Origin of the sequence: Rhodococcus sp. P1Y, assembly GCF_003641205.1 — a bacterium.
Taxonomy (GTDB): Bacteria; Actinomycetota; Actinomycetes; order Mycobacteriales; family Mycobacteriaceae; genus Rhodococcoides.
The window spans coordinates 5,657,648-5,670,973 of record NZ_CP032762.1 but is presented as its reverse complement, the minus strand read 5'-3'; the positions used below and the strand labels follow the sequence as shown (position 1 = coordinate 5,670,973).

The window sequence follows — 13,326 nt, the reverse complement described above, 5'->3', positions numbered from 1 at the left end:
GCGGGACCGTAAGTCAGAACGGCGGCGGGCGATAGCGTTCTCTCGCGGTTACGACTGCTCGGTGCTCGAGAAACCGCTCCCGGAGAAAGATTGCATCTTCTCGTTCCTGCGGATCCTTCAGTCGGGCGATGTCGCCGAGTGACGGTACGAAAGCTGCTCGGTCGGTGTTGATCAGGTCGTACCACTCGCTGTGCTCGCCAATGTTGGTCTCCCACCACGTTGGTTCGTACAGTTCGTCGGACGGTCCATTGGCGATGGGTTCTGCGGCTTCGGTTGGTGAGTCGTCGGTCGCAACGTCCATGTCCGTGAAGGTGTACGCACAGCCCGGGTCCACGGGTGAACCAGGGTTGGGTCGGGGCTTTCCGCTGTGTACGAAACTGTCTGCAATCATCACGGTGCCGTAGGTCGATGGGGTGACTCGGCGCAAGCCGGCACACGACGTCCAGAAGACGCCGTCTCCGCCCAATTTCGCAGCCGCCCACAGCTTCATGGTTTTCGACTGATGGTGAAAATTGCACAAAGGTTGCAAGTTCGACGCGATCGTCCATCCGCCGGCCAAAGGATCGTCGTGGTCGAACGGGACGATGTGGTCGATCTCGCACCGCGTTGCGGGCACACTGCAATTGGGAAAAGTGCAGGTGCAGTGCGTCGCACGGGTGAGCGCAACCAGTTCGGCCGAGGGTCTGTACGTCAACGCTCCCGCCGGTGGTTCGGCGAATCCGCCGTGGCCGTCGGGGTAGATGCCCTGAGTCAACGACGGATCTTCGGCCGCTGCGGCCAGGAAAGCCGCAATTGCCGCCGACAGCTGAACCTCTCGGCCTGCGATGCTGCCGCCACGGCCTGACCTCGCAGTGACGAGGCGGAGGGGAGGCGCCGGCCGAAGGGGTGGCGCCGGCGGAGGGGGAGACACCGTTCGGATCCGTGCTCTGGCGCCCGCCCGGGGTAGGAAGCGGTGCGGCAGCACGGGTTCGACCGCGCGCGATGATCCGGAATGCCCGCGGCCCGCCGGGGGATCCCGAGTTCGGACCCGTATCCCCGGGAGGCCGAGGCTGTGGCCCGTCGTCTCCAAAAGGCCCCGGCTCGGGTCCGGTGTTGCCTGGGGTTCCCGAATCACCACCGCAACCGCCACCGGTTTCGTCGTTACCGCTGCGATCGCAGCTAGCAGCTGTTTCAGCCGAAGGTTCTGGCTGGCGACTCGCGTCCTGCCCGCCGACCTGCGCTTTCGCGGCGTCAAGGAATTCGGTAAGCAGGATCTGCCACCGAGCGTCGCCTGCGATCAATCGGGCGGTCTCCGGATCCAGGACGGTTCCATCTCCGAGAGTTGCAGGCTCACTGGTCAACCCGAGCAACGATTCGGCACTGATCAGTATTTGCAAGAGGTGGGGCCGGCGCTTCGGAGTGAGGTCTACTGCGCCACGCACCGGGCAGTCCTCCTTGCCGCACAGACACGCGACGGCGTCCTCTCGATGGATCAGCGCGACCAAGGCATGTCCACGCAACTGCCTCTTGGTACGAGGGTCCCGTGAGCACACGGTTCCGGCGATCTCCTCCAACACCGAATCGCACTCGGCACCTTCGAGAGCCGTCATTTTTGCGAACAATGAGGCCATTCCATCGTTGCTCGCTTTGAGCTCGGCGCAACGCTCCTCTGACTCGGCGGCGATTCTGGCTGCGGTGGCCTCGTCTTTGTCATGATCGAACCAGTGGGCCCAGATTTTGTCTCGCAATACCTTCGTGCTGTAGCGGAGAGCGCTGGCAAGTATGTCCGCTTCGATGGCGCGCACGGTGTCGTCGCTGACTTTCGACAGCACAAGCGCGATAGTCCGAACGCGCGGATAGTCGAGGTCGCCGCCAGAGAAGGCTGTGCAAATCCCGGGCATTCTCCAGTGCAACTGCTTGCCAACGGTGATCATGTCGCGGACTACTGTTCGCGAAAGTGAGAGCGCAACAGCAGCTTCCGTCTCGACGGCACGATCGGCACGAGTGACATCCGCTTCACCTCCGCGATCGTGAATACCTGCTTCCGCAGCAAACCGGAATTCGCCGAGTTCGAACAGGTGCATAACCAATGCGGCGGCAGCTTTGTTTTCGGTCCGGCGATCATCGGTGAGCCCAGCGAGAAGTTCCGCAGCGACCGCGTCGTTATCGCGTCGGATCTGATCCTCGAAGCCCCCCGGCATCCCCATTGAAAGAACATTAGTCGAACAGGTGTTCGGACGCAACTCTTCTGAAATCCAGCGGTATGCAGGGCGCTGCTCTGAAGGGTTCGCAGATTGCAAGGTTTGAAATCACCCTGATCTCAAACCGATTGCCAAGCGGCACTGAGTAAACCAGTTGCGGCGACTTGACGGATCCACTATCGGCCGCTTACATTTCCCTCACCATCCAGAGCGACCGAGAGACCTTGGCTCTACGACGTCGCAGCAACCCCCTGCCTCACGGCAGGTGTGGGTGCTACCGCCAGGACCGATGGAGGACACATGAACTGTCGCACGTGGCGAGGTCTGTACGTCGACCTGTCTCGGGTCGGCACCCGCACTTGTACAGGGCACTTCCTGCTCTGAAGAGTCGGTACCCGCGCATCGATTCCTGCTGAACGGGGCTCTCGACGGCCGAAGCGTCGGCCGGTCGGAGGACCTGTTTCTCATCACGCATTTCCCTCGGAAGAAGGCTCGATCTCGTCATGCACACACACAGCCGGCGGTCCCGGTGACTCAGCTAGATTCTCGGCCCACGGCCGTAGACGAACACGTCGATGACGAACAGCTCGTCGTTGCCAGAAAGTGGCACCCGTGGCGCTGGGTGACCAGCATCGTGGTGCTGACACTCGTCGCACAGTTCGTGCACGGTCTTGCCACGAACCCAGGTTGGGACTGGGGGACCTTCGCAGAATACTTCGCTGCGCCGTCGATCCTCGCTGCTCTCTGGCTGACCATTCAGCTCACGTTCTGGGGCACTCTGATCGGATTCGTCATCGGCATAGCGCTGGCAATCGCCAGACTATCGAACAATCCGGTGTTGCAGACGATTTCGTGGTTCTACATCTGGGCGTTCCGGTCGATACCGCTTATCGTGCAGCTACTGTTCTGGTTCAACATTGCCTACCTGTATCAGACTCTGACCCTGGGAATTCCGTTCGGACCGGCCTTCTTCGAGTTCGACGTCAACAGCGTGATCAGTGGTTCCACAGCCGCGATCATCGGGTTGGCGCTGCATCAAGCGGCCTACTCGGCGGAGATCGTCCGTGCCGGCATCATTTCCGTCGACCAGGGTCAGTTGGAAGCTGCTGCAGCGCTTGGCATACCGAAGCATCGCGAGTTCTTCAAGATCATCCTGCCCCAGGCGATGCGCGGCATCCTGCCCAACGCGGCGAACGAAGTGATCAGCCTGTTCAAGGGCACGTCGATCGTGTCGGTCATGGCTATCGCCGAGCTGTTCTACCAGGTCCAGGTCGTGTATGGACGCAACGGTCGCGTGGTACCGCTGCTCATGGTCGCAACCGTCTGGTACATCGTGCTCACATCGATCCTGTCGGTCGTGCAGTTCTACGTCGAACGTCACTACGCCAAGGGCGCAGTCCGCAACATCCCGCTCACGCCGGTTCAGAAGGTCCGCAAGAAACTATCGGAAATCACCGCCCCGCCGCGCGGAGGAGGAACACGATGACGACGCTCGATGCATCGACGTCACCGTCGAAGACCAAGTATGCGGTCGAGGTTCGCGGGGTTCACAAGTCCTACGGCACGCTCGAAGTGCTCAAAGGCGTCGACCTCGTGGTTCGGCCGGGTGAAGTCACCGTCGTCATCGGACCGTCCGGATCGGGGAAGTCCACTCTGCTCCGTAGCCTCAATCACCTCGAGAAGGTGGACCAGGGGACAGTCCGCGTCGACAATGATCTCGTCGGATATCGGCGCAAGGGAAACAAGCTGCACGAGCTGGGCAACAAGGACATCCTTCGTCAACGCTCGCAGATCGGTTTCGTCTTCCAGAACTTCAATCTCTTCCCACATCTGACGGTGCTGGAGAACGTGATCGAAGCGCCGATCTCGGCCCAGAAGCGCAGGAAGTCCGACGTCGAGCCCGAGGCGCTCGCGCTTCTCGAGCGGGTCGGGTTGAAGGACAAAGCGCATGACTATCCCCGACGCCTGTCCGGTGGTCAGCAGCAGCGGGTCGCCATCGCTCGCGCACTTGCATTGCGACCCAAAGTTATTCTCTTCGACGAACCGACGTCGGCCCTTGACCCCGAATTGGTCGGCGAGGTCCTCGAAGTGATCAGAGGACTAGCCCGTGAGGGCGCAACCTTGGTGATCGTCACCCACGAGGTCGGATTCGCTCGCGAGATCGCCGACACCATCGTCTTCATGGACGCGGGTCAGGTGGTTGAACAGGGTTCGCCCGCAGAACTTCTCGACAATCCACAAGAGGAACGCACCAAGTCGTTCCTCGCACACGTCCTCTAGATCTACTTCACTTACACACACATCAAGGAACAGTCATGCCCAGATCCAACCGCCGCGTCGCGGTGCTAGTTTCGGCTCTTGCAGCAGTTGCCCTCACGGTGGGCGCCTGCAGTGAGCCAGAGGCCGAGAACACCGTCACCGCTTCCGACGGAATCACCTACGATCTCTCGCCCGAGCAGTCCGGCCGCATCCACGTCGACAAGGTCGACGAGATCGCCGCGAAGGTTCCGCAAGCAATTCGTGATCGCGGAACGTTGATCGGTACCGGTTCGACTGGTTCGACTCCGCCGCTCGGTTTCTACGCCACCGACGACAAGACTCCAGTTGGTTCGGAGATCGACATCGCCTGGTTGATCGCGGACACCCTCGGCCTGCAGTACGAGCGTCAGACTGCCGACTGGGCGCAGAACTTCGTCAAGATCGATTCCGGCGAGAACGACGTGTTCATTTCCAATGTCACTGTGACGGAGGAGCGTAAGGACAAGTACGACTTCGCGACCTATCGCCTCGACAACCTCGCATTCGAGGCAAAAAAGGACAGCGGCTGGACGATCGAAGGACGCAAGGACATCGTCGGCAAGAAGATCGGTGTCGGCTCGGGTACCAACCAGGAGCAGCTCCTCGTCGACTGGAACGAGGAGAACGCAGCCGAAGGCCTCGCTCCGGCCGAGATCGCCTACTACCAGAACACCTCGGACTACTACCTCGCCCTCGGCTCGGGACGTATCGACGCCTACTTCGGGCCGAACCCGTCGGCCGTCTACCACTCCTCTAGCACAGGTGAGAGCGAAGTCATCGGCACCTTCTCCGGCGCAGGCGACGCACTCCAAGGCGAGATCGCCGTGCTGACCAAGAAAGACAACGGGTTGATCGAGCCGATCCAGGAAGCCATCAACCACGTCATCGAAGACGGCAGCTACGCGAAGGTCCTCGAGAAGTGGGGCTTGCAGTCCGAGGCTGTCTCGGAGTCGGTCATCAATCCTCCCGGCCTGCCACGCAAGGCACCGTAATTTCTCGCAACACAGCTGAACAGGTAGAACAACTGACATGAACGTAGTAGTCGTCGGCGGCGGCGTCATCGGAGCCGCATCGGCGTGGAGTCTCACCAAGCGCGGCCACGATGTGACGTTGATCGAGCAGTTCGCGCCCGGACACAAGAACGGCGCCTCGCACGGAACATCTCGTATCTTCCGGCACGCTTACGCCGACGACTACTACGTCAGCCTTGCTGCCCGGGCCTACACGTTGTGGCGGGAGCTGGAAAACGACACGCAGTCAGAGCTTCTGACACTGACGGGTGCCGTCGACCATGGTTCACCCGACATCGTGAAGCCCCGGGTGAAGGCACTCACGAGGGCAGGTCTAGCCAGCGAAGTACTCGAACCACTCGACGCACAGAAGCGTTGGGCCGGTCTGGCATTCGACACAACAGTCCTCTATCACCCCGACGCCGGCCGCCTCCATGCCGACAGGAGCGTCGCGGCGTTCATCGAGGCTGCGCAGGCGCTCGGAGCGCGGGTCGAATACGGCAGTCCGGTACGCAGCATCTCGGCAACCGAGGTCTCGACGGACGCACGCACGTATTCCGCCGACCACATCGTCGTTGCAGCGGGGGCGTGGACGCACAAGGTCGTGTCCGCGCACGTCGATCTGCCGGTCCTCGTCACGACGCAGGAACAGCCCGCGCACTTCCTTCCGACGGTCGACGCCGACTGGCCGAGCTTCATTCATCACCCGGGCGCCGAGCTCCGGGGCGAAGGCATCTACGGCCTTGCGGGTGAGGAAGGCGTCAAGATCGGTGAGCATGGAACCGGACCCGTCGTCGACCCCGACACCCGCAACTTCACTCCCGAGTCCGACGGCATCGAGCGGCTGAAGACTTACGCACGTGCCTGGCTCCCCGGCGTCGATGCCGACTCAGCCAACCCGTTGACCTGCCTGTACACCACGACGCCGGACTCGAATTTCATCATCGACCGTCGGGACAACCTGACGATTGCCGGCGGATTTTCCGGGCACGGGTTCAAGTTTGCCCCAGCCGTGGGCGAGCTCGTCGCCGACCTCGTAGACGGCAGAATTCCCGAAACCGCGCTGTTTCGGCTGGGGTCCCGAACTATTTCCTAGCGATCGGGAATGGAATGGGATCGTGCTCGGTTCCTACAACTGAAAACACCATCCAGAGCGACTGAGAGACCTTGGCTCGACGACGTCGCAGCAACCATCACGCGGGCATCAAAGCTGCACGCGTGCGGGTGCTCCCGCCAGGACCGATGGAGGTAAAGAACGTATGAGCACGTCGTTCGACAGTCAAACCCTGCATTTCGTTGCTGTGCACCAAAACGACCCGCTGGCCGCCCCTCTGATGGAGGACTTGGCACGGGAGTATGCGAGTAGATACGGCAGAGCACTCGAGGAGCAATATCGTGACTTGACCACCTACCCGGCCGCCGAATTCGAACCACCGGGCGGCGCGCTGATAGTCGCGATGGCCGATGGCGTTCCCGTCGCAGGCGGCGCGTTTCGTCAATACGACAACACCACTGCCGAACTCAAGCGCATCTGGACTGCAGCGACGCACCGCAAACGCGGCTTCGGCACGCTCGTTGTTGCTGAACTCGAGCGAATCGCAGCCGAGCGCGGCTACCTGCGGATTTACTTGACCACGGGATGGCGGCAGCCCGAGGCGGTCGCGCTCTATCTCGCAGCCGGTTACACGGCGCTGTTCGATCCGAGCCTCCCCTCCGAGGAGATCGGCGTCCACCCGTTCGAAAAGTCCCTCGTCTGTGAGGGCGCTGCATGAAGTTCTTGCTGATGAGCCTCATCTCGCATCGCCCCGACCCGATCTCCCAGGAGAAGAAGAGTCCAGCCGAGCGACTGCGTGACGTCGTCGACACGGCGGTGCTCGCCGAAGAACTGGGTTTCGACGGTTTCGCAGTGGGTGAGCGTCACGAGGATCCGTTCATCTCGTCGTCACCGCCGGTAGTGCTGAGCAACATCGCAGCTCGCACCAGCACCATCGGCCTCTTCACGGCAGTGACGACATTGAGTCTGCTGGACCCGGTCCGTGCGTTCGAGGATTATTCGACCCTGGACAACCTGTCCGGCGGAAGGCTCGAACTGATTATCGGCAAAGGTAACGGTACTGCGCAGGCCGAGTTGTTCCATGTGACGGCCGAAGATCAATGGGATCGCAATCGCGAAGCGTACGAGCTCTTTCGGACGCTGTGGGCCAGCGAGAACGTTACGTGGAACGGGCAATTTCGCCCGTCGTTGACCAATGCGAAAGCCCTCCCGAGGCCGCTGCAGGATCGCATCAGGATCTGGCACGGCAGCGCGACCAGTCAGGAGTCCGTCGATCTTGCGGCGTACTACGGGGACCCGATTTTCTCCGCGAACGTCACCAATCCGATTCAGCCGTACGCCGAGCTGATCCGCCATTATCGCGAGCGGTGGGCGCACTACGGCCGTCGTCCCGAGGATGCGCTCGTCGGAGCCGGCACAGCAGGATTCCACGTGGCTCCGACTTCGCAGGAAGCTGTTGCCGCATACAGATTCACCTTCGAATCCAGGCTCGCTGCCCAGCGTCAGGCGGGCCTTCCCGTGGTGTTCGATTCCCTCGAAGACCTCGTCGAACGCAGCTCGGCCCTCATCGGCAGTCCAGAGCAAGTGATCGACAAGGTTGGTCGTTACCACGAGCAGTTCGGCCACGAAGTCATACACCTCAGCGCCGACGCCGACGGCGTGACTCCGTGCCAGCAGCGACGCAGCTTGGAACTCTTTCAGTCCGACGTCGCACCCGTTCTGCGCGAGCGGATTCGCAGTAGACCGCTCAGTGCCAACAAGTATTCGCCGAAAGAGGTTCTGGTATGAGCATTTTCGCCCTGGGTATCGAGTTGGACGGGGAGGGAGGGCATCCGGCCGCGTGGCGTCATGCGCACCACGCGCCGAGCGAATCGTTGACTGGAAGGGTCCTGCAGCACAAAGTCGCTGCAGCCGAGAATGCGGGTTTCACGTTCGCGACCTTCGACGACTCGATCGTCCCCGCCACCAGCGACATCACCGCTCGTGTCGACGCAATCAACCGAGCATCGTTCGTCGCCGCGACCACCTCGACCATCGGGCTGGTCCCGGTCGTCGGAACGACGTACGCCGAGCCGTTCCACATCTCGTCCCAGATTGCCACGCTCGACTACAGTTCGCGCGGACGAGGTGGTTGGATTCCGACGCGCGTGCACGACCCCGCTGTCGCACGTGCGTGGGGACGCCCGTTGATCAGCGAGCCCGCCGATCTCGATCGCGAGCAGCGTGATTCGATTACCGTCGCACGGGATCTGTGGGACTCGTGGGAAGACGACGCCGTGGTCCGCGACTACGCGTCCGGGCGGTTCCTCGATCGGGACAAGCTGCACTACGTCGACTTCCAGGGAGAAAGCTTCTCGGTCAAGGGTCCGGCGATCGTGCCTAGACCGCCGCAGGGTCAGCTCGTCGTGTTCGGGACGGAGGCCGATCGCGATCAGGTGGATGTCGTGCTCGCACAGAATGCCGACACCACACGCCAAGGACTGACGTTCCTCGAACTGGACGTCACACTGGATACGCCGAGCGCTTCGGCGTCGGAACGGCTGGAGTCGTTGAATTCGTACACTCGAGCACCGAGCAGCTCCCGGCGCGAATATACCGGTAGCGCAGCCGGTTTGGTCGACCTTCTCGCCGAGACAGCCGAGACGTTCGACGGTGTACGCCTGTTCCCGACGGTGATCGACGCCGATATCCGCGAACTTGCGCGCTACGTACTTCCGCCGCTGCTGAAGTCGGGCGTCGCACACCGGCCGGTCCCGGGTTCGACGTTCCGAAGCAACCTGGGTCTCACCCGCCCAGCAAATCGCTACGAGAGGGTCTGATATGACTTTGCACCGTCCAGACGCTCAGGTTCACTTCGGTGTGTTCTTCCAGGGCGTCAATCACACGACGATCTGGTCGGACCCGGCGAGCGGTTCGCAGATAGATTTCGAGACCTTCCGACGCATCATCGGAACCGCAGAACGAGGCCTGTTCGACGCCTTCTTCCTCGGCGAGGGGCTGCGCCTGCGTGAGCAGGAAGGCAAGATCCTCGACCTCGACATCGCGGGACGCCCCGACGCCATCGCTCAGCTGTCGGCGCTCGCCGGAATCACCTCGAACATAGGCCTTGTCGCCACCCAGAACACCACCTACAACGAGCCGGGCGACCTTGCCAGGCGCCTCGCGGGCCTTGACATCCTCTCCGACGGCAGAGCTGGTTGGAATGCCGTCACCACCGACAATGCGTGGACGGGCGAGAACTTCCGGCGTGGCGGCTTCCTCGATCACGAACTGCGCTACGAACGGGCAGATCAGTTCATCCGTACCGCTCGTGCGATCTGGGACGCGTGGGCGGACGACGCCATCGCGACCTCCCGCGACAGTGAATTCTGGGCAGAGAAGGATGCAGTGCAAAGAGTGTCGCTTTCGACTTCCCAATTCGACGTCGACCTCGACTCCACGCTGCCTCGGAGCCGTCAGGGCCACCCGGTGATCTTCCAAGCGGGGGATTCGCCGACGGGTCGGGATTTCGCCGCGGCCAACGCCGACGTCATCTTCTCACGTCACGGAACCGATTTCGACGAAGCGCTGACGTTCGCCAACGACATCCGGGCCCGTCTGCGTGCCGCGGGTCGTCCCGAGGACGACATCAAGATTCTTCCGGGTACGCAGATCGTGTTGGCGGAGAACGCCGCCGAGGTGGAGGAGAAGGAGCGGTGGGTCCGCGATGGCCAGTTCACCGGCCCCACTGCGCTCTCTCTCGTCGGACTTGTGTGGGGCAAGGATCTGTCGGACCGCGACCCCGATGGTCCATTGCCGTCGGAAGACCCAGTGGTTGCCCCGATCTCGTCGACTCGCGGTGCATTCCGCGACGGCAAGGATCCCGTAGAGATCGCCAAGGAATGGCGCGCGCTTGCCGAGGCCAAGAACCTGTCGCTACGCGAGGTCGCGATCGAGACGACAGTGCGTTCCGGGTTCGCCGGTACGCCAGGGCAGGTCGCCGATGAGCTCACCAAGTGGGTCCGTGAGGGCGCGACGGACGGCTTCAACATCTCGCCGTACATCGTTCCCGGCGGGCTCGACGAGATCGTCGATTGGTTGGTACCGGAGCTGCAGGAGCGTGGCGCGTACCGAACCGAGTACACCGAGACGACCCTGCGAGGACACCTCGGACTGCGCGAACCGTTGACGCGGAGAAAGACCGGTGAGACCGATAGCAGCGCTGCAGGCTGAGCTGGAGGAGACTCGCGCGGTCTCTCGCAAAGACGTCTTCGTCTGCGCAGCAGCTGGATTCACGACGCTACTGGACTCTGCCGTGCTCAGCATCGGCGTGCCTGCCATCAGGTCCTCGCTCGATGCAGGCACGTCGGAGGTCCAGTGGATCCTGGCGAGCTATTCGCTGACGTTCGGTCTCGCGCTCGTCCCGGCAGGCAGGTTGGGGGACGTGATCGGGCGTCGCCGACTCTTCTTGATCGGGTTGAGTCTGTTCTCGGTGATGGGCCTCATCGGTGCGTTCGCGGCGGAGCCCTGGATGATCGTCGCCGCGAGGCTCGGCCAGGGTATCGGGGCAGGAACCGTCAGCTCGCAGGTGCTCGGCATCATCACCGATCGTTACAGCGGTCGGGAACGCGCAAAAGCACTGGGTGCGTACAGTACTGCTGGCGGTCTCGCAGGGCTGTGCGGTCCGATCCTGGGCGGTGTGGTCCTCGGAGTCGCGGACCTGGACGTAGGGTGGCGTCTGCTGTTGCTGCTCAACGTGCCGTTCGCCCTCGTCACGCTCGCGGCTGCGGCTGCGTGGCTTCGCAAGGACTCGTCCAGACGATCGGGAGCGAGCATCGACGTGGTCGGGCTCATTGCGCTCGGCGTGGCAACACTGCTCCTCCTGTTCCCGATGGTGTCCTCGCTCGGTGCCACGTTGTCCGCGATTTCGGTGATCGGCAGTGCAGGCGTTCTCGTCGGATTCTGGTTCTGGGAGAAGCAGTTCGCCGCAGGAGGCGGAACTCCAGTTCTGCTTCCCGGCCTCGTTCAGTCGCGCGGCTACACGCTCGGGACGATGGTGGCGATGTTCTGGTTCGGCGCGATTCTGGCGCTGCAAGCAGTGCTCAGTCTGTACCTGATCGAAGGTCTGGGGTATCCCGCACTGCAGGCTGCTCTGATCATGGTCGGCAGCTCGATTCTGATGGCCGTCACGTCGGCCTTCGGCTGGCGCGTCGTCGTGAGGTTGGGCCGCACCGCGGTGATCGGAGCTGTCGTGCTCGAATTGTTCGTCGTGGCGGGATACGTATCGACCATCAACTTCCTCCCGCGCGAACTCACCGTGCCCGCGTTCGTCGTACTTGCCGTACTGTCCGGCCTTGCAAGCGGATTCGTCGACGCACCCAACCGTGGCATGACCCTCGAATACGCCCCAGCAGGGGCCAATGGCGTAGCAGCCGGTTTTCTGCAACTGTCCCAGCGATTGTCCGCGACGATCTCTCTCGCTGCAGTGTCGGGAATCTACCTCGGCGTCCTTGCTGCGAACGAGAACAACTACGGCCGTGCAGTCGCACTCGGTCTCGGCGTATGTGCGCTGATGCTGCTCGGTTCACTCACATGCGCCGTCATCGACGGTAGAAGGAGACGGAAATGACTTCTCACTCCCCAGGCTCCGCTCCTGCCATGACTGGACCGAAATTCTCGTGGTTCCTTCCCACCGGAGGTGACGACGAACGCCTCGGCGGGGCCTCACACGGCGTCGGGATCGGCGCTACCGACGAAGCCGTGGCGGACACAGGCCACCGCGAGGCGTCGCTCGAGTACTTGACGCAGATTGCCCAGACCGTCGACCGGCTCGGATTCCACGCTGCTCTGACGCCGACCGGCGGGCACTGTGAGGACGCATGGCTCGTCACCTCGGCGCTGATTGCAGCGACGAAGAACCTGAAGTTCCTCGTCGCGTTCCGGCCTGGCGCCGTCGCGCCCGTGCTGTCGGCGCAGATGGTCAGCACGTTCCAGCGGTTGTCCGGTGGGCGTGCGCTACTCAATGTTGTCGTCGGGGGCGACGACATCGAACAGCGCGCCTACGGCGACACCCTCGGTAAGGACGCGCGTTACCGTCGGGCACAGGAGTTTCTGGAGATCGCACGGGCTGTCGGTGACGGCAAGCCGGTTGCGGTCGACAGCGACTTCTACACGGTCGACCGCCCGAACGGCGGCGGCTTCGGTGGCCACCCACCGGTTCCATTGCCCGACGTCTACCTCGGCGGATCCTCGCCTGCCGCGATCGAGGTCGCTGCAGCTGAAGCCGACGTGTTCCTGACCTGGGGCGAGCCGCCCGCACAAGTGGCCGAGAAGATTTCGGTGGTCGAGAAGGCCGCAGCAAGGAAAGGCCGAACGATCAGGGGCGGAATTCGGTTGCACGTCATCACACGGGACACGTCCGACGAGGCCTGGGCAGTGGCAGACGATCTCATCTCCGATCTCGACGACGACCTCATCGCTCGCAGGCAGAAGGCGTTGCGCAGCATCGGTTCCGAAGGGCAGCGCCGCATGCTGGATCTGCACGGGGGAGACCGGGACAAGCTCGTTGTCTCGCCGAATTTGTGGGCCGGATTCGGGCTCGTACGCGGGGGTGCAGGAACCGCCCTCGTCGGAAGTCACGACGAGGTCGCCGACCGCATCCGCGAATACGTGGCTGCCGGCATCGACGAGTTCATTTTCTCCGGCTACCCCCACCGGGAAGAGGCCGAACACTTCGGCCGTGGCGTGTTGCCGCTCGTACGCACCGGTCATTCCCCTGTTACTACGTAGGAAACAACCCCAATTG

At 62.6% G+C, this 13,326-nt stretch carries 12 protein-coding genes, 1 pseudogene and 1 riboswitch; of the genes and pseudogenes, 11 read left to right on the top strand and 2 right to left on the bottom strand.

Annotation, left to right across the window (positions count from 1 at the left end):
• Nucleotides 1–13: 13 nt before the first annotated feature.
• On the bottom strand, nucleotides 14–910 hold the full coding sequence (locus tag D8W71_RS28125; RefSeq protein WP_236077620.1) for an HNH endonuclease signature motif containing protein: 897 nt from the start codon (nucleotides 908–910) through the stop codon (nucleotides 14–16).
• Between the two features lie 391 nt (nucleotides 911–1,301).
• A pseudogene (locus D8W71_RS28120) lies at nucleotides 1,302–2,063 on the bottom strand (DUF222 domain-containing protein); the annotation flags it as partial.
• Between D8W71_RS28120 and D8W71_RS28115 the strand changes: the two are divergent.
• From D8W71_RS28115 to D8W71_RS26210, 11 genes are all read left to right on the top strand, one after another.
• Nucleotides 2,010–2,189 (top strand): hypothetical protein, encoded by a 180-nt coding sequence (locus D8W71_RS28115; protein WP_236077619.1) that lies wholly within the window; start codon nucleotides 2,010–2,012, stop codon nucleotides 2,187–2,189. The pseudogene D8W71_RS28120 and the gene D8W71_RS28115 overlap by 54 nt on opposite strands.
• A gap of 189 nt (nucleotides 2,190–2,378) precedes the next feature.
• A riboswitch (SAM riboswitch) is annotated at nucleotides 2,379–2,476 on the top strand.
• A gap of 233 nt (nucleotides 2,477–2,709) precedes the next feature.
• Complete coding sequence (locus tag D8W71_RS26255; protein WP_121117985.1) at nucleotides 2,710–3,666, top strand: amino acid ABC transporter permease; 957 nt, start codon at nucleotides 2,710–2,712, stop codon at nucleotides 3,664–3,666.
• Complete coding sequence (locus D8W71_RS26250; protein WP_121117983.1) at nucleotides 3,663–4,460, top strand: amino acid ABC transporter ATP-binding protein; 798 nt, start codon at nucleotides 3,663–3,665, stop codon at nucleotides 4,458–4,460. The genes D8W71_RS26255 and D8W71_RS26250 overlap by 4 nt, the downstream gene beginning before the upstream one ends.
• A 35-nt stretch (nucleotides 4,461–4,495) precedes the next feature.
• The gene (locus tag D8W71_RS26245) at nucleotides 4,496–5,470 is read left to right on the top strand and encodes an ABC transporter substrate-binding protein (RefSeq protein WP_121117981.1); all 975 of its coding nucleotides are present in this window, start codon (nucleotides 4,496–4,498) and stop codon (nucleotides 5,468–5,470) included.
• A 37-nt stretch (nucleotides 5,471–5,507) separates the two neighbouring features.
• Nucleotides 5,508–6,584, top strand: a complete 1,077-nt coding sequence (locus D8W71_RS26240; RefSeq protein WP_121117979.1) for an FAD-dependent oxidoreductase — start codon at nucleotides 5,508–5,510, stop codon at nucleotides 6,582–6,584.
• A 163-nt stretch (nucleotides 6,585–6,747) separates the two neighbouring features.
• Nucleotides 6,748–7,260 (top strand): GNAT family N-acetyltransferase, encoded by a 513-nt coding sequence (locus D8W71_RS26235; protein WP_121117976.1) that lies wholly within the window; start codon nucleotides 6,748–6,750, stop codon nucleotides 7,258–7,260.
• Nucleotides 7,257–8,330: an LLM class flavin-dependent oxidoreductase gene (locus D8W71_RS26230; protein WP_121117974.1), complete on the top strand. Its 1,074-nt coding sequence runs from the start codon at nucleotides 7,257–7,259 to the stop codon at nucleotides 8,328–8,330. Before D8W71_RS26235 ends, D8W71_RS26230 begins: the two co-directional genes overlap by 4 nt.
• Nucleotides 8,327–9,361, top strand: coding sequence for an LLM class flavin-dependent oxidoreductase (locus tag D8W71_RS26225; protein WP_121117972.1), 1,035 nt, complete (start codon nucleotides 8,327–8,329; stop codon nucleotides 9,359–9,361). Before D8W71_RS26230 ends, D8W71_RS26225 begins: the two co-directional genes overlap by 4 nt.
• Nucleotide 9,362: 1 nt before the next feature.
• Entirely contained in the window at nucleotides 9,363–10,754 is a 1,392-nt protein-coding gene (locus D8W71_RS26220) for an NtaA/DmoA family FMN-dependent monooxygenase (protein ID WP_121117970.1), read from the top strand.
• The gene (locus D8W71_RS26215) at nucleotides 10,726–12,150 is read left to right on the top strand and encodes an MFS transporter (protein WP_121117968.1); all 1,425 of its coding nucleotides are present in this window, start codon (nucleotides 10,726–10,728) and stop codon (nucleotides 12,148–12,150) included. The genes D8W71_RS26220 and D8W71_RS26215 overlap by 29 nt, the downstream gene beginning before the upstream one ends.
• Nucleotides 12,147–13,310 (top strand): LLM class flavin-dependent oxidoreductase, encoded by a 1,164-nt coding sequence (locus D8W71_RS26210; protein ID WP_442972000.1) that lies wholly within the window; start codon nucleotides 12,147–12,149, stop codon nucleotides 13,308–13,310. Before D8W71_RS26215 ends, D8W71_RS26210 begins: the two co-directional genes overlap by 4 nt.
• The last annotated feature ends 16 nt before the right edge of the window (nucleotides 13,311–13,326 follow it).

Coding starts and splice junctions, on each gene's coding strand:
- D8W71_RS26250 (WP_121117983.1), top strand. CDS start 3,663: ATGACGACGCTCGATGCATCGACGTCACCGTCGAAGACCAAGTATGCG.
- D8W71_RS26245 (WP_121117981.1), top strand. CDS start 4,496: ATGCCCAGATCCAACCGCCGCGTCGCGGTGCTAGTTTCGGCTCTTGCA.
- D8W71_RS26240 (WP_121117979.1), top strand. CDS start 5,508: ATGAACGTAGTAGTCGTCGGCGGCGGCGTCATCGGAGCCGCATCGGCG.
- D8W71_RS26235 (WP_121117976.1), top strand. CDS start 6,748: ATGAGCACGTCGTTCGACAGTCAAACCCTGCATTTCGTTGCTGTGCAC.
- D8W71_RS26230 (WP_121117974.1), top strand. CDS start 7,257: ATGAAGTTCTTGCTGATGAGCCTCATCTCGCATCGCCCCGACCCGATC.
- D8W71_RS26225 (WP_121117972.1), top strand. CDS start 8,327: ATGAGCATTTTCGCCCTGGGTATCGAGTTGGACGGGGAGGGAGGGCAT.
- D8W71_RS26220 (WP_121117970.1), top strand. CDS start 9,363: ATGACTTTGCACCGTCCAGACGCTCAGGTTCACTTCGGTGTGTTCTTC.
- D8W71_RS26210 (WP_442972000.1), top strand. CDS start 12,147: ATGACTTCTCACTCCCCAGGCTCCGCTCCTGCCATGACTGGACCGAAA.